Source organism: Rhodococcus ruber NBRC 15591 (assembly GCF_001894945.1).
Lineage (GTDB): Bacteria > Actinomycetota > Actinomycetes > Mycobacteriales > Mycobacteriaceae > Rhodococcus > Rhodococcus ruber.
In genome coordinates this window covers 230,497-247,234 of sequence record NZ_BCXE01000021.1, presented here as the reverse complement: position 1 = coordinate 247,234, position 16,738 = coordinate 230,497, and the positions used below count along the sequence as shown (strand labels likewise).

The 16,738-nt window shown below is 72.0% G+C and carries 16 protein-coding genes; 7 read left to right on the top strand and 9 right to left on the bottom strand.

What is annotated here, in order from left to right; genetic code table 11:
- The first annotated feature begins 15 nt into the window (after nt 1-15).
- Nucleotides 16-162: a hypothetical protein gene (locus RR3_RS24920; RefSeq protein WP_017680532.1), complete on the top strand. Its 147-nt coding sequence runs from the start codon at nt 16-18 to the stop codon at nt 160-162.
- Between the two features lie 83 nt (nt 163-245).
- Here the strand turns inward: RR3_RS24920 and RR3_RS14220 are convergent, their stop codons facing one another.
- The 9 genes from RR3_RS14220 to pcaH form a co-directional block, all read right to left on the bottom strand.
- Nucleotides 246-1,025, bottom strand: a complete 780-nt coding sequence (locus RR3_RS14220; RefSeq protein WP_017680533.1) for an ABC transporter permease — start codon at nt 1,023-1,025, stop codon at nt 246-248.
- Nucleotides 1,022-1,756, bottom strand: coding sequence for an ABC transporter ATP-binding protein (locus RR3_RS14215; protein ID WP_017680534.1), 735 nt, complete (start codon nt 1,754-1,756; stop codon nt 1,022-1,024). Before RR3_RS14215 ends, RR3_RS14220 begins: the two co-directional genes overlap by 4 nt.
- Nucleotides 1,753-2,331: a TetR/AcrR family transcriptional regulator gene (locus RR3_RS14210; RefSeq protein WP_017680535.1), complete on the bottom strand. Its 579-nt coding sequence runs from the start codon at nt 2,329-2,331 to the stop codon at nt 1,753-1,755. Before RR3_RS14210 ends, RR3_RS14215 begins: the two co-directional genes overlap by 4 nt.
- A gap of 57 nt (nt 2,332-2,388) precedes the next feature.
- Nucleotides 2,389-3,990 (bottom strand): ABC transporter permease, encoded by a 1,602-nt coding sequence (locus RR3_RS14205; protein WP_017680536.1) that lies wholly within the window; start codon nt 3,988-3,990, stop codon nt 2,389-2,391.
- Nucleotides 3,987-4,901: an ABC transporter ATP-binding protein gene (locus RR3_RS14200; protein WP_010592776.1), complete on the bottom strand. Its 915-nt coding sequence runs from the start codon at nt 4,899-4,901 to the stop codon at nt 3,987-3,989. Before RR3_RS14200 ends, RR3_RS14205 begins: the two co-directional genes overlap by 4 nt.
- 31 nt (nt 4,902-4,932) lie before the next feature.
- Complete coding sequence (locus RR3_RS14195) at nt 4,933-5,637, bottom strand: TetR/AcrR family transcriptional regulator (protein WP_017680537.1); 705 nt, start codon at nt 5,635-5,637, stop codon at nt 4,933-4,935.
- A gap of 76 nt (nt 5,638-5,713) precedes the next feature.
- Nucleotides 5,714-6,910, bottom strand: coding sequence for a cation:proton antiporter (locus RR3_RS14190; protein WP_017680538.1), 1,197 nt, complete (start codon nt 6,908-6,910; stop codon nt 5,714-5,716).
- Nucleotides 6,911-7,057: 147 nt separating this feature from the next.
- Nucleotides 7,058-7,738, bottom strand: coding sequence for a protocatechuate 3,4-dioxygenase subunit alpha (gene pcaG, locus RR3_RS14185; RefSeq protein ID WP_026137707.1), 681 nt, complete (start codon nt 7,736-7,738; stop codon nt 7,058-7,060).
- The gene (pcaH, locus tag RR3_RS14180; RefSeq protein ID WP_017680540.1) at nt 7,735-8,487 is read right to left on the bottom strand and encodes a protocatechuate 3,4-dioxygenase subunit beta; all 753 of its coding nucleotides are present in this window, start codon (nt 8,485-8,487) and stop codon (nt 7,735-7,737) included. The genes pcaG and pcaH overlap by 4 nt, the downstream gene beginning before the upstream one ends.
- A gap of 114 nt (nt 8,488-8,601) precedes the next feature.
- On the opposite strand from pcaH, the gene RR3_RS14175 reads away from it, so the two are divergent.
- Genes RR3_RS14175 through ftsY form a run of 6 tightly spaced genes read left to right on the top strand, consistent with a single transcriptional unit; the run spans nt 8,602 to nt 16,511 of the window.
- Entirely contained in the window at nt 8,602-9,549 is a 948-nt protein-coding gene (locus RR3_RS14175; RefSeq protein ID WP_017680541.1) for a LysR substrate-binding domain-containing protein, read from the top strand.
- A gap of 19 nt (nt 9,550-9,568) precedes the next feature.
- Nucleotides 9,569-10,006 carry an OsmC family protein gene (locus RR3_RS14170; protein ID WP_017680542.1) on the top strand — a complete coding sequence of 146 codons (438 nt, stop codon included), beginning with the start codon at nt 9,569-9,571 and terminating at the stop codon, nt 10,004-10,006.
- A gap of 26 nt (nt 10,007-10,032) precedes the next feature.
- Complete coding sequence (locus tag RR3_RS14165; RefSeq protein WP_017680543.1) at nt 10,033-10,959, top strand: SMP-30/gluconolactonase/LRE family protein; 927 nt, start codon at nt 10,033-10,035, stop codon at nt 10,957-10,959.
- Nucleotides 10,959-11,246 (top strand): acylphosphatase, encoded by a 288-nt coding sequence (locus RR3_RS14160; RefSeq protein ID WP_003939033.1) that lies wholly within the window; start codon nt 10,959-10,961, stop codon nt 11,244-11,246. The genes RR3_RS14165 and RR3_RS14160 overlap by 1 nt, the downstream gene beginning before the upstream one ends.
- Nucleotides 11,247-11,271: 25 nt before the next feature.
- Nucleotides 11,272-14,907: a chromosome segregation protein SMC gene (gene smc / locus RR3_RS14155; protein WP_017680544.1), complete on the top strand. Its 3,636-nt coding sequence runs from the start codon at nt 11,272-11,274 to the stop codon at nt 14,905-14,907.
- A complete protein-coding gene (gene ftsY, locus RR3_RS14150) occupies nt 14,904-16,511 on the top strand; it encodes a signal recognition particle-docking protein FtsY (protein ID WP_017680545.1) in 1,608 nt (535 codons plus the stop codon). The genes smc and ftsY overlap by 4 nt, the downstream gene beginning before the upstream one ends.
- Nucleotides 16,512-16,738 lie beyond the last annotated feature (227 nt).

The window sequence follows — 16,738 nt, the reverse complement described above, 5'->3', positions numbered from 1 at the left end:
GCCGATGCCGGTGTCGTGGAGCCGCTCGCAATCGTGGCTGCCGTGGGCGGCGACCTCGCGCATCAACGGATCGGTGTCGACGACCACGATCTCGGACGGCGGGACGTCGTCCCGGGCGGCACGTCCACCGCGGCACGGCCCATGGTGCCTCCCTGGTCGTGAAATGCGAGCACCGATCGCCGACCGGATTTCCCGGCACTCCGGGCATCAGGCCCGGATCGAGGGAGCCTCGGTCCCGCCTGAAGTCACTGGTGCACGAGGCTGAGCCGACGCCACGACCACAGGGTCAGGCCCGCCGAGACGACCGGAACGGTGAGGGCCAGCACGAGCTGCGGAGCGGTCACGGAACCGGCCTGCGGTCCCGCCGCCCACAGACCCGGAGCGGAGAACGGGAACCAGCCGCCGGCTCCCGTCATGACCGCCATCTGGGCGGCGATCACCACGGCGATGATCGTCCCGATCGCGGGCAGGTATCCCCGTGCCACGGTGGCGACCCAGGCGCAGGGAACGGCGAGCCCCGCGGTGAGCAGGGCTACGGCGAGGAATCGGCCGACGAGCGCAGCCGTCCCGGGGTCGAGGGGATCGTCGTCGACGAACGTTCCCGCGACCGCAAGCGCGGCGCCCGTCGCGACGCTGACGGCGACGGACCAGGTCAGCAGGATCAGCAGTTTCGCTGCAGCGACGGCCGGGCGGGAGACCGGGGCGGCCCACAGCCCGCTGATCGCCCCGTCGGTGAACTCGCGGCCGAAGACCCAGCCGACGACCACACCGAACCCGAGAAGCCCGCCCACCGAGACGATGGTATCGGCTGCGGCGAACAGCCCCGCACGGCCGCCGTCCTCGACGATCGCCTGCGCCTTGCCCGCCATCGTGGCGTCGGCGCCGTGCACGGATCGCAGGGTCAGCACGCACATGGCCACCACCCCCGTCGTGAGGAGGACGGTGGTGACCCACACGGGACGCGCCCGCCGGAACTTGGCCCATTCCACCGCCAGTGCGGCCCGGACCTGCTCGGACGTGGTCATCGGCGCGCCTCGCTGTCGCGGTACACCAGGTCGAAGAACTGCCGCTCGAGATCGATGCCGCGAGGGTCGAGGGCGCCGACGGTGCGCCCCTCGTTCACGACTGTGATGCGGTCGGCCACGCGGGCGACCTCGTCGAGGTGGTGACTCGACACCAGCGTCGCCGTGCCACGCTCCCGGCTGCGCTGCAGCAGCGTGCGCAACAGCATGATCCCGGCCGGATCCAGCGCATTGGTCGGCTCGTCCAGGATCAGCACATCCGGGTCCGCGATCAGTGCCGCGGCCAGCCCCAGTCGCTGCCGGTTGCCGAGGGACAGTTTCCGGGCACCGGTCCGCGCCCACCGGGCCAGGACGAGTTCCTCGATCCACCGGTCGGCCGCGGCGGTGGCGCCCGCCGCGGACAGGCCGGCGAGACGCCCCGCGATGCGCAGGTTCTGCACGACGGTGAGTTCGGGGTAGAGAAGCGGTGTTTCGACGAGGTGCCCGACCCCCGTCCAGTGCCGAGCCGGCATCGACGCCGGTGCCAGGCCCCGGACGCGCACGATTCCGTCGTCGGGCTCGATCATGCCGAGGAACAGGCGCATCAGGGTCGTCTTGCCCGCCCCGTTGAGGCCCACGAAGGCGTGCACCTCGCCCGCACGCACCTCGGTGGAGACGTTCTCGAGCACCGTCGTGGAGCCGTAGCGTGTGCACACGTCGCGGCACTCGAGCACGACGTCGCCGACCGTCGTCATGACGTCTCCCGCGACTGCCGCGAGGGATGGGCCTGCGGTACGAGCTGGCGCAGGGCCGACGCGATGCGGTTGCCGAGCGTCCCGTCGCCGGTCTCTGCCCAGTCCGTCAGCGCCGCCATGAGGGCGCCCATGCAGGCCCCGGCGGCGACGGCGGCTTCGAGTCGTCGGGTGCCCGGTTCGGCGAGCGCGGCGGCGACGGCCTCCTGGGTGCGCAGCGTGTTCTCCCACATCCGCGCGCGCAGCCGGGGATGCGTCGCGACGATTCTCAGGCGGGTGCGCACGTCCCCGAGGTCGCTCTCGGGAATCTGCGCCCAGGCCTCGAGGATCCCCCGGCACGCCCGTTCCAGCGGGCTCCGGTCCGCCGGTTGCGCGGCCACGGCCTCCGCGATGACCGGGTCGTAGGGGTCGTCGAGCAGGACCGCATCCTTGGACGGAAAGTGCCGGAAGAACGTCATGTGCGACACCCCGGCGGCGGAGGCGATCCGGTCCACGGTGACGGCGTCGTAGCCGTCCTCGGTGAACAGGTGCACCGCCGTCGCCTGGATGCGCTGACGGGTTCGCGCGGACTTGGACACCTCATAATGTTAGCTACTAACATTACGGAGGGGCAAGGAGAGTCCGCCGCGGGTGGGTCATGCGCTCAGGAGGTCGCGCCGCCGGAACGCGGCCAGCCCGGCCGCCGTGACGAGCGCGGCAAGAACGACGAGAGCGACGAAGGAACCCGCGGCGAACGGTTCGAGCGGCATCTGCCGTACATGGTTCAGCGGGGAGAGAGCGCCGGCGCTGCCGGGCAGATCCAGGATCGGTCCGAAACTGCCCACCAGGTAGCCGTAGACGACCAGCACCCAGACCAGATCGAAGGCGCGAGGGACGAGACCGAACAGCGCCGTTGCGATCGCCGCGACACCGAGCACGGCGGGAACGTAGCCGAGAAGCGCCCATACCGACGCGGCCACCCGGATCGGCTCGCCGGTGGACGCCGCAGCCCCCAGTCCGGTCCCCAGGCCGGCGAGTGCGAGGAGCGCCACCACGCCCAGGGCGGTCACGGACAGCCCCGCTGCCATCCATCCGGCCCGGCCCGTCGCGGTCGCCAAGACGGGCTCGATCCGGCCCGACTGCTCCTCGCTCCGCAAGCGACGGACGGACAGGATCGCGAAGCAGGAGGCGAGGAAGGCCATCGTGTACCCGGTCAGGCCCAGGAAGCCGTCGACGAGATTCGCGGTCGAACCACCCATGAGCACAAGAATGTCCTCGGGCAGGTTCGCGAAGCTCTCGGCGATCGAGCCGGTCAGGGAGCCGTAGAACAATCCCGTCAGTGCCAGGCCCGTGCCCCACCCGGCGATGCTGCCGCGCTGTAACCGTAGCGCCAGCGCGAACGGGGTCGCCAGCGCCGGTGCCGCCTCGTCGCGGCCCGGCCGCGGGGGCACCAGTCCGGCGCCGAGGTCGCGACGGTCCACGACCCGGTACGCGGCCGCTGCGGCGACCGCCGCGAACCCGAACGACAAGGCCAGCGGTCCCCATCGCGGATCGACGAATGCTCGCGTCTGCTGAGACCAGGCGATGGGGGACAGCCAGGACACCGCGCTGCCGTGCCGCTCCAGGACGTCGCCGACGCCCCGCACGACGAAGGCCGTTCCCAGTGCCGCTGCAGCCAGTCCTGTGGCGGTGCGCGCGTGTTCGCACACCTGGCACACCAGGGCGGTGAGTGCGGCGAAGAACAGCCCCAGCGCCGCGAACCCGGCGGCGAACAGCACCGCCCCGCCGGCGTCCACCCCGGCCGCCGTCATTGCCGCGCCGCCGGCCACGACGAGGGCGGCGTTCGCGACGAGCGCGGTGACCAGGGCCGCGGTCAGCGGGGCGCGCCGGCCCACCTGACCCGCCAGGACGAGTTCGGTGCGACCGTTCTCCTCCTCGCCCCGGGTGTGCCGGACGACGAGGAGGATATTCATGAACCCGGCGGCGACCAGCAGGTACAGCCCGTACTGGTTCGCCACGAATGCCTCGAGCGTGGGGTCGTCCATGCCGTAGCCGGGACCCGACATCATCACCCCCGCTGGATTGTCGGCGAAACCGGCCACGCTGCGGAGGTCCTCGGTGTCCGGGTACGCCAGCCGCAGGGCCGCGACGAAGTACGCCGCCAGGGCCGAGATGCCGATCACCCACAGCGGCAGCCGGATCCGGTCCCGGCGCAGGTCGAAGCGGACCAGGAAGGCGGTCCCGGCGAAGGCGTTCATCGTCCGCCGCCCACGCCGGCGACCTGTCGATCGCTGCCGTAGTGGCGCAGGAACAGCTCCTCGAGCGACGGCGGTGCGCTCTCGAGGCTGCGGACGCCGTACTCCGCGAGCCGGCGGACCACCTCCTCGAGGTGACCGTTGTCGACCTCGAACACGGTGTGCCCGTGCTCGTTTCGCAGCTCGTGTACGCCTTCGACCTGCGCCAGTCCGGACGCGTCGAGGTCGGTGCGGACCGTGATCGTCGACCGGGTGAGATGCCGCAGCTGGGCCAGCGACCCGGATTCCACGGTCCGTCCGTCCCGGATGATCGTCACGGTGTCGCAGAGCTTTTCCACCTCGGCGAGGATGTGACTCGACAGCAACACCGACGACCCGCGCTGGGTCGCTTCGGCAACACAGTCCTGGAACACCCGCTCCATCAACGGGTCGAGGCCGGACGTCGGCTCGTCGAGGACGAGGAGATCCACGTCCGAGGCGAGTGCCGAGATCAGCGCCACCTTCTGGCGGTTGCCCTTGGAATAGGCGCGGCACTTCTTGCGAGGGTCGAGTTCGAAGCGTTCGACCAGCTCGGTGCGACGTGCGCGGTCGGCCCCTCCCCGCAGTCGGCACAGGAAGTCGATGGCCTCGCCGCCGGTGAGCGACGGCCACAGGTTCACCTCGCCCGGGACGTACGCGAGGTGCCGGTGCAACTCGACGGCATCGCGCCACGGATCGAACCCGAGCACGGTTGCGGAGCCGCCGTCGGCGCGCAGGAGCCCCAGCAGGATCCGGATGGTCGTGGACTTGCCGGCACCGTTGGGGCCGAGGAAGCCGGCCACCTCACCGCGGCCGACCTGAAAGCTGAGACCGTCCAGCGCGGTCGTGGCGCCGAACGTCTTGGTGAGGTCGTGGACCTCGACGATCGTGTTCATGACTGTGTCCTGAGGGTAGGCGGGTTCCGGATCAGGAAGGGGGAGCGGCGGATTCGCCGCCCCCGGCGCCCGCCGGTGGGTCCGGGACGTACATCAGGTAGTCGTCGAGCAGCTTGCGGCTGGTGAGCAGGCCCTCGGAATACAGTTCGAGGGCCGGGGCGGTGACGGTCTCGGTCAGGTGCCGGAAGAACCCGGTGAAGTCCCCGCCCCGCAGGAGATCCGGGTGCAGGGTCATCTGCAGCAGCATCGACCCCACGTTCATGGCGGTGAGCAGGCGGGCCCGGGCGCGGTTGTCCCGGGACGGCCGGATCAGGCCGCTGCGTTCGCCCTCGGCGAGGTAGTCGACCGCGTCGTCGACCAAGTGGTCGAAGAACTCGGCCGCGCTCTCGCCGCCGGCCTGAAAGGTGCGGGCGACGTAGACGGCGAGCGGAGCGTACCGCTCGGCCCGCCCGAGTTGGGCCGGCCACGGGCCGGAGTCGCCGTCCGCGAGAGTCGTCCGCTTGGAGTCGCGGATCTGTTCCAGGACCCACGCGTCGCACGCCCGTCGCAGATCCTTTTTGGATCCGAAGTGGTGCACGATCAACGCCCCGCTCACCCCCGCGTCCGCGGCGATGGTCCGCAGGGACGCGCCGAACCCGTCGCGGGCGAAACGGAGGATTGCGGCCTCCCGGATGCGCGCGGCGGACGTGAGATCCCGGCGCTCGGCCGCCGAGAGCCGACCCGGCGTTGAACTCATGATCAGTATGTTAAACGCGTGTTCAGTCGCTGACAAGAGGGGAGCGCTTAACCCGCCTGTCGAGGACGAGGAGCGCCTACGGCGGGCCCTGCGCGCGCGCGTCGTCGAGCATGCGCATCACCCTCGTCGCGCTCACTCCGTGCACGAGAACGGAGAAGACGACGGTGAAGGCGACGGCGGCCCACAGCTCCTGCTCCTGCGCGATGTCGAGCTCCGCCGCGGCGTACGCGAGGTAGTAGACGGAGCCGATGCCGCGCACGCCGAAGAAGGCCGTGACGCGGCGTTCGCGGACGTCCATCTCGTCACAGCCCAGGAGCGAGAGCCAGCCGACCACGGGCCGGATCACCAGGACCAGGGCGGCCCCGACGAGAACCGAACCCCAAGACAACTCGGCGAGCAGGCCGGTGGTGAGGCCGGCCCCCAGCAGGAGCAGGACCGCAAGCGTGAGGACGTGCTCGAGCTGCTCGACGAGGCTGTGCATCTCCGCGTGGTACTCGTGTGCGCGTTCGATGCGCCGCATGGCGACCGCACACACGAAGACGGCGAGGAAGCCGTAGCCGCCGACCAGTTCGGCGATTCCGTACACCGCGAAGGTGGCCGCGAGCGCGACGATCGGTTCACCCCGGTCGGCCAGCCGCACGTGTGCGACGGGGAAGTGGAACACCGCCCGCCCGACGAGATGGCCCGCCAGCGCGCCCACCACGGCGCCCAGGACGATCTTGCCGAGTAGCTCCCACAGGACCCAGGACACGATCCAGTCCTCGATCGGGCCCTTCGTGAACAGGAAGAGGGCGAGGTAGACGAAGGGGAACGCCAGCGCATCGTTGAGGCCGGCCTCGGACGTGAGCGCGAACCGCACCTCGTCGTCCTCGCGGTGGGAACCCTCCCCGGACGTGGGCCCCTCGACCTGCACGTCGGACGCGAGGACGGGATCGGTCGGGGCGAGGGCGGCCCCGAGCAGCACGGCGGCCGCGGGAGTGAGGGCCGCGGCCCACCAGCCCAGCACCGCGACGGCCACGATGCCGAGGGGCATCGCGACCAGCAGCAGCCGCCGGGTGGACTTCCACGACCGCCACCCGAGCGGGCGGTCGATCGCGAGGCCGACTCCCATGAGCGCGACGATCACGCAGACCTCGCTGAGGTACTCCGCCACGGCCGGGTGCCAGCCGGGGGTGACGGCTTCGACATTGTCGAACAGCAGCCCGAGCAACGCGCCGGCCACCAGCACGATCATGGGTGCCGAGATCGCGCGGTTGTGGAAGAGCCGAGGCACAGTGACGGCGAAGAGCAGCGCGAGCCCGGCGGAGACGTAGATGATCGCGGTGTCCAGTGCCGGGCCTTCGTTCGCTGCGATGTGGTCGGCGCAAGGATGCCCACGCGGCCACTCCCCGAAACGCGCGCCCTCGCCCGTGGATCCCGCTCAGATGTCGAAGAACACGGTCTCGTGGCCGCCCGCCGGGGTGTCCTGCAGGTACACGTCGAAGGTGTAGACCACCCTGCCGTCGCGTTCGGAGCGTGTCGCGATCAGCGTGTCGCGGCGGGTCTCCCACTCGATCCCGGTCAGGACGGGGTCGGCGGCGTTGGCGTCGGCCTCGTCGTCGAAGTAGACCCGGGTGTGCAGGCCGAGGTTGATGCCCCGGGCGAACAGCACCATGAGGATGTGCGGGGCCTGGGTCCCGCCGTCGTTCGCCGGCACCGGCCCCGGCTTGATCGTCTCGAAGGTGTAGACGCCGGTGTCGAAGTCGCCGCCCGTGCGGCCCCAGCCGCGGAAGGTCGGATCGATCTCCCGAGCCTGGGTACGGCCGCCCTGGGTGTGGCCGTCCTGGGAATCGCCGGGGTGGGCGTACCTGCCGGCGGCGTTGGCCTGCCAGATCTCGATCAGCACGTCGCGCACGGGGGTGCCGGTGCCGTCGAACACGCGGCCCTCGAGGGTGATGTGCTCGCCCTTCGTCTCCGGCGTGGTGAGGACGTTGCCGAAGTTGTGGTCGAAGATGTCGAACCCGGCCTGCTGCGGCGCGAGCCCGATGTGGACGTACGGGCCGCCGGTCTGCGAGGGGGTCTCCGGGCGGCGCGCGATCATGCTGTGCGGGGAAAGGCTCATCGGGGGGCTCCGGGAAGGGTGATGTTGTCGAAGAAGGTGGCGCGGCGGCCGCGCAGGGTGAGGTCGAAGCGGTAGGTACGCGCGTCGAAGGGAGCGTTGTTGGCGGGATCCTCCTGTGCGATCAGGCTGCGCAGCTGGTCCAGCGTCGGAACGGTCTTCGCGATGGGGCAGCGCTCGATGAGCGGGTCGCCCTCGAAGTACATCTGGGTGATCAGGCGCTGTGCCCAGCCGGTGCCGTTGATCGAGAAGTGGATGTGCGCGGGCCGCCAGGCGTTGGTGCTGTTGGCCCACGGGTACGGCCCGGGCTTGATGGTGCGGAAGAAGTAGTAGCCGTTCTCGTCGGTGATCATGCGGCCGCACCCGCCGAAATTCGGGTCGATCGGCGCGAGGTAGCGGTCCTTTTTGTGGCGGTAGCGGCCGCCGGCGTTGGCCTGCCAGGCCTCGACCAGGGCGCCCTTCACCGGGTTGCCGAACTCGTCGCGTACGTAGCCGTGCACGATCAGGCGCTCACCGATCGGCAGGCCGTCCTTGGCGAAGTTGAGGATGAGGTCGTTGTCCTTCTCGCCGAGCTCGCGCGGGTCGAACACCGGCCCGGTCGTTTCCGAGAGCGTGGGGCGCGGTGCGATCAGTGCATTGCGTGGGGAACGCAACACCGATGTGCGGTATCCGGGGGTCAGCGCGGGCGGGTGCTGGGTGTGGTCGCGTTCGACGAACTCGCCGGACGCGGCGCCGGGGGCGGCGATGATCATGAGGCGGTACTCCTGGGAACTGTCGCACTGCGACGGACGGGATGTGCATCACGCTATGGGTGAGCAAGAGTCATGTAAATTGACGATTTCGGCGATCTTGCATAACTTTCAGTGATGCAAAGTGAGGGTGTCCCACCGGGTGACCGGGCATCGCGGCTTCTCGATCGCATCCGGTTACGTCACCTGACGTGTTTCGTCGCCGTCGCCCAGGAGGGCAACCTCGGCCGGGCTGCCGCCCGGCTGCACCTGAGCCAGCCGGCGGTCACCAAGACCCTCAACGAGCTCGAAGCGCTCTCCGGCGCGCGCCTCGTGGACCGGGGACGGCACGGCGCCCGGCTCACGCGGGCCGGGGAAGAATTCCTGAGTCGTGCCGTCGAGGTCACGGATGCGCTGGCATCCGCCGCAGGCGTGCTGGCCGGAACGGGACAACCGGCCGTTGCCCCGGTGCGGGTCGGCGCCCTGCCCACCGTCGCGAGCACCCTGCTGCCCGGCGCGATCACCCGGTTTCGGGACCGGCGCCCACACGTCGGCGTACAGATCCGCACGGGCCCGAACACCGCCCTCCTCGGCGCGGTGCGCGCGGGCGAACTCGACTTCGTCCTCGGCCGGACGGCCGACCCGGAGACCATGCGGGGGCTCTCGTTCGAACTTCTGTACGCCGAGTCGCTGGCCCTGGTCGTGCGCCCGGATCATCCGCTGGCCGAGGGTCCGGTGTCGGTGCCGGCGGTGCTGGATCATCCCCTCGTCGTCGCCACCGCCGGCACGGTGCCGCGGCACCACACCGAGGGCTTCCTCGCCCGGCACGGGCTGCGGCTGCCGTCCGGCATCATCGAGACCCTCGATGTCTCGGTCGCGCGCGGGCTGGTGCGCACCGGCGACGCCGTGTGGCTGACCCCCGAGCGGGTCCCGCAGGGCGATTTGGACGACGGCACGCTCGTGCGGCTGCCGGTGCCCACGCCCGGCACCGCCGAACCCGTCGGGCTGCTGCGCCGCACCAGCGCCGACACGCCCGTCGCCGCCGAGGAGCTCGTCGCGATCCTGCGCGAACTGGCCGTCGGGTGATCATGGCAGGATCTCCCGCATGGCTGAACAGACTTCCGACACCCCGACGACCGAGCTGTGGGTCGAGCGCACCGGCACCCGCCGCTACACCGGTCGCAGCTCCCGCGGTGCCGAGGTGCTGATCGGATCGGAGACCGTCGACGGCGTCTTCACCCCCGGCGAGCTGCTGAAGATCGCGCTGGCGGCCTGCTCGGGGATGAGCTCGGACTTCCCGCTCTCGCGCCGGCTCGGCGACGACTACGACGCCACGATCCGGGTCTCCGGCGCTGCGGACCGGGAGAACGAGGTGTACCCGCACCTCGTCGAGGAGATGGTGCTGGACCTCAGCGAGCTGGACGAGGAGGCGCAACGGCGTCTTGTCGCGCTCGTGGAGCGATCCGTCGACAAGGTGTGCACCGTCGGCCGTACCCTCGAGGCCGGCACCAAGGTGACGCTGAACATCGTTCGGGACGCGTGAGCGGCGGATATCGGCAGGGAGGGCGGATGGATCGCAAAGCGGCCGGACTCGCGCTCGCCGTCGGGCTCCTCGCGGGCGGAGCGCCGGCGGCGGCCGCGTCCGCCCCGACGAGCTGCACGCCGTGGCGGGTGGACGTCGTCGCGTCCGGGCTCGGCATCCTCGAGAACCTCGCCTTCGACGGCCGGGGCGGACTGCTGGCCTCGGCGTCCACCCCGGCGGGCGGCGGGTCGCTGCTGACCCTCACCCCCGACGGGCGGGCCGACACCGTGGTGGCCGAGGTCCCGGCGCCCGGCGGCATCGTCGTCGACGAGGGCACCGCGTTCTTCACGACGGGCAACGGCACCGTCTCCGGGCTGCTCGGCCGCACCGACGGCACCCTGGAGGCCGTCGACCTCGGCACCGGGGCGCGCCGCACCGTCGCGGCGGGCCTCACGATGCCCAACGGCCTCGTCCGCCTCCCCGGCGGGGACTTCCTCGTCAGCCGGAATCTGGGCAGCCCCCCGGGCCTGACCCGGGTCCCGGTCGACGGCCGCGCCCCGGAGACGCTCCGCACCGACCTCGGTTCCGTCAACGGACTCGCGATCGAAGGCAAAACCGTGTATGCAGCAACAACATTCGATCCGACCACCCGGATTCATGCGCTCGACGCCGACGATCTCGACGGCCCGGCCCGGACTCTGGACCCGTCCGGTCCCGGCCCCCTCGAAACCGCCGACGACCTCGACGTGGGGCCCGACGGTGCGCTGTACGTCCCGCTCAACGTCGCCGGCAGGATCCTGCGCGTCGACCCGGTGACCGGCGCCGGCTGCACGATCGCCACCGGGGTCCCCTTCGTCTCCGCCGTCGCGTTCGGCGACGGTCCCGGCTGGGACCCGGACGTCCTCTACACCACCGGATTCGACGGCTCCGTCCACGCCGTGCGTCCGGTCCGCGATGCCGGGGAGCCGTCGTGATGCAGTCGTCGCCGGATGCGGTCCGGCTCACCGCCTGGGTGCACGGGTACGTCCAAGGTGTGGGATTCCGCTGGTGGACCCGCTCGCGCGCCCTCGAACTCGGCGTCGTCGGTCACGCCACCAACCACCCCGACGGACGCGTGCTCGTCATCGCCGAGGGCCCCCGCGACGCCCTCGAACGCCTGCTCGCCGCGCTGCGCTCGGGCGAGACCCCGGGCACGGTGCGGCTGGTGGTGGAGAGCTGGGAGCCGGCGCGCGGCGACCTGACCGGCTTCGTCGAGCGGTGACGGTCCGCCGGTAAGGTTCTCGCACATGTATTTGAAGGGTCTGACGCTCAAGGGCTTCAAGTCTTTCGCGTCCGCGACGACTCTGCGGTTCGAACCGGGCATCACGTGTGTCGTGGGGCCGAACGGTTCCGGCAAGTCCAACGTCGTCGACGCCCTCACCTGGGTGATGGGCGAGCAGGGCGCCAAGGCGCTGCGCGGCGGCAAGATGCAGGACGTCATCTTCGCCGGCACCGCCGGCCGGCAGCCCCTGGGCCGGGCCGAGGTCACCCTCACCATCGACAACTCCGACGGCGCGCTGCCCATCGAGTACTCCGAGGTGTCCATCACCCGGCGGATGTTCCGCGACGGCGCGGGGGAATACGAGATCAACGGGACCTCGTGCCGGTTGATGGACGTGCAGGAACTGTTGTCCGACTCCGGCATCGGCCGGGAGATGCACGTCATCGTCGGTCAGGGCCGCCTCTCCGCCATCCTCGAGTCCCGGCCGGAGGACCGCCGTGCCTTCATCGAGGAGGCTGCCGGTGTCCTCAAACACCGCAAGCGCAAGGAGAAGGCGGTCCGCAAGCTCGACGCGATGCAGGCCAACCTGGCGCGCCTGACCGACCTCACCGCCGAGCTGCGCCGCCAGCTCAAACCGCTCGGCCGTCAGGCCGAGGTGGCGCGCCGCGCCCAGACCATCCAGGCCGACCTGCGCGACGCCCGCCTGCGGCTCGCCGCCGACGACCTCGTCACCCGGCGCGCCGAATTCGCCGATCAGGACGAGCAGGAACGCGTCCTGCGCGAACGACTCGACCACGTCGCTGCGGAGCTGGACGACGCCAACGCCGAACTCGCACGCCACGAGGAGGCGGTCGCTCGGCTCACCCCCGGCGCCGAGGCCGCGTCGCAGACCTGGTTCCGCCTGTCCGCGCTCGCCGAACGCCTCGGTGCCACCGTGCGCATCGCCCAGGAACGCGCCCGCCACCTCGACACCGCCCCGGCGGCCCGCGACGGCCAGGACCCGGACGAGATGGAGGCCCGCGCCGACCGGATCGCCGAAGAGGAGGCCGACCTGCTCGAGGCGGTCGAGATCGCCCACGGCACCCTCGAAGCCGCGAAGGAGCAACTCGCCGCCCAGGAGGAGGCCGCCGCGGCCGCCGAGCGGGCGCACCTGGCCGCGGTGCGGGCCGTCGCCGACCGGCGGGAGGGACTCGCGCGCCTGGCCGGACAGGTCGAGACCGTGCGCACGCGCGCCGAGTCCATCGACGCGGAGGTCACCCGGCTGACCGTCGCCATCGAGGAGGCCCGGCTGCGGGGTGTCGCCGCCCAGGCCGAGTTCGAGACGGCCCAGGCCCGCATCGACGACCTCGACGCCGGCGAGATCGACGCCGACGCCCAGCACGAACGCGCCCTCGAGGCCCTGCGGCTCGCCGACGCGCGCGTGCAGGAACTGCAGGACGCCGAGCGCGCGGCGGGCAAGGAGGTCGCCTCCCTCGGGGCGCGCATCGAGGCGCTGTCGATGGGCCTCGAACGCAAGGACGGCGCCGCCTGGCTCCTCGAGCACCGTCCCGATCTCGGACTGGCGGGGCCGCTCGCGGAACGCGTCCGCGTCGAGGCCGGATACGAGGTCGCCGTCGCAGCGGCGATGGGCCCGGCCGCCGATGCGCTCGCCGCGGACTCCGTCCCGGCGGCCGCCGCGGCCGTCGCCGCGCTGGTGGACGCCGACCAGGGCCGGGTCGCGTTCGTCGCCGGCGGCACCACCGCACCGTCCGAGCCGGCGAGCCTGCCGGCCGGGGCACGCTGGGTGCGGGGCGTGATCGACTGCCCGCCGGAACTGCGCGGCGGACTCGACGCGTTGCTCGCGCGCACCGTCGTCGTGGACGACCTGCCCTCCGCGATCGAACTGTGCCACGTGCGTCCCGACCTGCGGGCCGTGACCCGCAGCGGTGATCTCGCGGGCTCCGGCTGGGTCGTCGGCGGCTCCGGGCGCGCGCCGAGCACGCTCGAGGTGCAGGCCGCGATCGACGCGTCCCGCACCGACCTCGACCGCGCGGTGCGGCGCTCCGAGGAACTCTCGGCGGCCCTCGCCGGGGCCCTGGCCGAGCAGGCGGCACGTGCCGAGGTGGCCGAACAGACCCTCGCGGCCCTCAACGAATCCGACGCCGCGATGTCCGCGGTGTACGAGCAACTGGGCCGGCTCGGGCAGGCCGCGCGCGCCGCCCACGCCGAGTCCGAGCGGCTCGCCGCGCAGCGCACCCGCGCCGAGACGGAACGGGACACGGCCCGCCGGGAGGTCGTCGAGCTCGAGGAGCGGCTGCGGCTGGCCGAGCAGGAGCAGGGCGACGACGGCGCCGACCCCGGCACGGACGCGACGGCCCTCGACCGGGAGGTCGCCGCGGCCGCCCTCGCCGAGGTCCGGGCGGTGGAGATGGAGGCGAGGCTTGCGGCCCGCACCGCGGAGGAACGCGCCCAGGCGCTGCGCGGCAAGGCGGACTCGCTGCGCCGTGCCGCCCAGGCCGAACGGGAGGCGCGGGCCCGCGCCGAGCGGGCGCAGCGGGCCCGCAGGCAGGCCGCGACCGTCGCCGCGGCCGTGGCCGAGTCCGGAGCCCGGGTCGCCGCCCACCTGGACGAGGTGATCGCCGCCGCATCGGCCCACCGCGACGAGCTGACCCGTCAGCGCGCCGAGCGCGCCGAACAACTCGACCGGGTCAAGGAACGGGTACGCGACCTCGGCGCGCAGCGCGCCCAGCTCACCGACGCGGTACACCGGGACGAGGTCGCCCGCGCGCAGGCGGCGCTGCGGATCGAGCAGCTCGAGCAGGCCGTCGTCGAGCAGTTCGCCATAGCACCCGACGACCTGGTCGCCGAGTACGGCCCCGACGTGCCGCTGCCGCCCAGCGAACTCGAGATCGCCGAGTTCGAGCAGGCGCGCGAGCGCGGCGAGCAGGTCGTCGCGCCGCAGCCGCAGCCGTACGACCGTGCCACCCAGGAGCGGCGCGCCAAGCGCGCGGAGAAGGACCTGGCGACCCTGGGAAAGGTCAACCCGTTGGCGCTCGAGGAGTTCGCCGCCCTCGAGGAGCGGTACAACTTTCTCGCCACGCAGCTCGAGGACGTCAAGAACGCCCGCAAGGACCTGCTCGGCGTGGTCGCCGACGTCGACGCCCGCATCCTGCAGGTGTTCACCGAGGCCTATGCGGACGTCGAGCGCGAGTTCGAGCAGGTGTTCGCCAAGCTCTTCCCCGGCGGCGAGGGCCGCCTCGTGCTGACGGATCCGTCGGACATGCTCACCACCGGCATCGAGGTCGAGGCCCGGCCGCCGGGCAAGAAGGTCAAGCGGCTGTCGCTGCTCTCCGGAGGCGAGAAGTCGCTGACCGCGGTGGCGATGCTCGTGGCGATCTTCCGGGCCCGGCCGTCGCCGTTCTACGTGATGGACGAGGTGGAGGCCGCCCTCGACGACACGAACCTGCGCCGGCTGATCGGGTTGTTCGAGCAGCTGCGGGAAAAGTCCCAGCTCATCGTCATCACCCACCAGAAGCCGACGATGGAGATCGCCGACGCCCTGTACGGAGTCAGCATGCGCGGTGACGGCATCACCCGTGTCATCTCCCAGCGGATGCGCGGTCAGGATCTTTCTCGCCCAGAGCTGAACGCCGCCGCCGCGCCTGACAGTATGGGGGCGTGAGTACCGGAGCCTGGATAGCCATCGCGGCGGCGCTTGCCGTCCTCCTCGTCGCGCTCGTCGTCGGCTTGACGCTGTACCGGAGGCGGCAGGTGTCGCTGACAGCGCAGCAGACACCGCAGCTCGAAAGCACCGAGCAGAAGGACCGATCCGGCGGCTACAAGGCTGCGGGCGGATTCAGCTTCAGTCAGGGTGCGACCGCGACGGCGCCACCGCAGCCGGTCGAGCGGCCGGCCCCCACACCTCCGGTGATCCCGGAACCGCCGGCGTCCCCCAAACCGCCGGTCGCTCCGGAATCCACGGTGCTCCCGGAACCGAAGGTCGTGCCACTGCCGGCGGAGGTCTCGGAGGCTCCGGCACCGACGGTCGAACCCGAGCAGGCTCCGGAAGCCGGCGCCGCCCCCACCGTCGAACCGGCACCCCGGGTCGAGCCCGTCCCCGGCGTCGAGCCGCAGACGGCGCCGGCACCGTCCGAGGTCGTCCCGCCGGTCGAGGAGACCGCACCGGTGGAGGAAGCCGCGCCGGTGGAGGAGGCCCCGCCGGTGGAGGAGGCCCCGCCGGTGGAGGAGGCCCCGCCGGTGGAGGAAGCCCCGCCGGCTCCCGCCGCCGAACCCGAGGTCATCGCGCCACCGGCCGTCGAGCCCGAGGTTGCGCCGGTCCCGCAGGTGCCGCCGATCGAGGAGATCGCCCCGACCGAGGGCCGGCTGGACCGGCTGCGTGGCCGGCTCGCGCGGTCGCAGTCGGCCGTGGGCAAGAGCCTGCTCGGTCTGCTCGGCGGTGGCGACCTCGACGAGGACTCGTGGGAGGAGATCGAGGACACCCTGCTGATCGCCGACCTCGGCGCCGCGACCACGACGCAGATCGTCGAGCGGCTGCGCGTGCAGATGGCCGCCCGCAGCGTGCGCACCGAGGCCGAGGCCCGGGCCGTCCTGCGGGACGTGCTGGTCGAGGCGCTGCACCCGGAGCTGGACCGGTCGATCCGGGCCCTGCCGCACCAGGATCACCCGGCGGTGCTGCTGGTCGTCGGGGTCAACGGCACCGGGAAGACCACCACCACCGGCAAGCTCGCCCGGGTCCTCGTCGCCGACGGCCGCCGCGTCCTGCTGGGCGCCGCCGACACCTTCCGGGCGGCGGCCGCCGACCAGTTGCAGACGTGGGCCGAGCGGGTCGGGGCCGAGGTCGTGCGCGGCAAGGAGGGGGCCGACCCGGCCGCGATCGCCTTCGACGCCGTCGCCCGGGGTACCGAGCAGGGCGTGGACGCCGTGCTCGTCGACACCGCCGGCCGCCTGCACACCAAGACCGGTCTGATGGACGAGCTCGGCAAGGTCAAGAGGGTCGTGGAGAAGAAGGCCGCGGTCGACGAGGTGCTGTTGGTGCTCGACGCGACGATCGGGCAGAACGGCCTGATGCAGGCGCGCGTGTTCGCCGAGGTCGTCGACATCACCGGCGTGGTGTTGACCAAGCTCGACGGCACCGCCAAGGGCGGAATCGTGTTCCAGGTCCAGCACGAACTCGGGGTCCCGGTGAAGCTCGTCGGACTCGGGGAGGGCGCGGACGATCTCGCGCCGTTCGAGCCGGGGGCATTCGTCGACGCCCTGCTGGGCTGACGCCCCGGCACCCCGCCGCCTCGCGACCGACCCCGGCCACCCGGCCTCCGACCGGGTGGCCGGTTTTTGTCACGGAAAGATAACAAATCGTCACTCGGTTCCCATCTGCCACTCGGGTTCGGTAGAAACAGGTGCCGGACGGATCCCGCGGGAGCGGGTGGCGACGGGGAAGCAGCGACGAGAGGCTCCTGCGGGAGCTCGCCGCGCTGGCCACCCGGTCCCGCCGG

Coding starts and splice junctions, on each gene's coding strand:
- RR3_RS14220 (WP_017680533.1), bottom strand. CDS start 1,025: ATGACCACGTCCGAGCAGGTCCGGGCCGCACTGGCGGTGGAATGGGCC.
- RR3_RS14215 (WP_017680534.1), bottom strand. CDS start 1,756: ATGACGACGGTCGGCGACGTCGTGCTCGAGTGCCGCGACGTGTGCACA.
- RR3_RS14205 (WP_017680536.1), bottom strand. CDS start 3,990: ATGAACGCCTTCGCCGGGACCGCCTTCCTGGTCCGCTTCGACCTGCGC.
- RR3_RS14200 (WP_010592776.1), bottom strand. CDS start 4,901: ATGAACACGATCGTCGAGGTCCACGACCTCACCAAGACGTTCGGCGCC.
- RR3_RS14195 (WP_017680537.1), bottom strand. CDS start 5,637: ATGAGTTCAACGCCGGGTCGGCTCTCGGCGGCCGAGCGCCGGGATCTC.
- pcaG (WP_026137707.1), bottom strand. CDS start 7,738: ATGAGCCTTTCCCCGCACAGCATGATCGCGCGCCGCCCGGAGACCCCC.
- pcaH (WP_017680540.1), bottom strand. CDS start 8,487: ATGATCATCGCCGCCCCCGGCGCCGCGTCCGGCGAGTTCGTCGAACGC.
- RR3_RS14175 (WP_017680541.1), top strand. CDS start 8,602: ATGCAAAGTGAGGGTGTCCCACCGGGTGACCGGGCATCGCGGCTTCTC.
- RR3_RS14170 (WP_017680542.1), top strand. CDS start 9,569: ATGGCTGAACAGACTTCCGACACCCCGACGACCGAGCTGTGGGTCGAG.
- RR3_RS14165 (WP_017680543.1), top strand. CDS start 10,033: ATGGATCGCAAAGCGGCCGGACTCGCGCTCGCCGTCGGGCTCCTCGCG.
- RR3_RS14160 (WP_003939033.1), top strand. CDS start 10,959: ATGCAGTCGTCGCCGGATGCGGTCCGGCTCACCGCCTGGGTGCACGGG.
- smc (WP_017680544.1), top strand. CDS start 11,272: ATGTATTTGAAGGGTCTGACGCTCAAGGGCTTCAAGTCTTTCGCGTCC.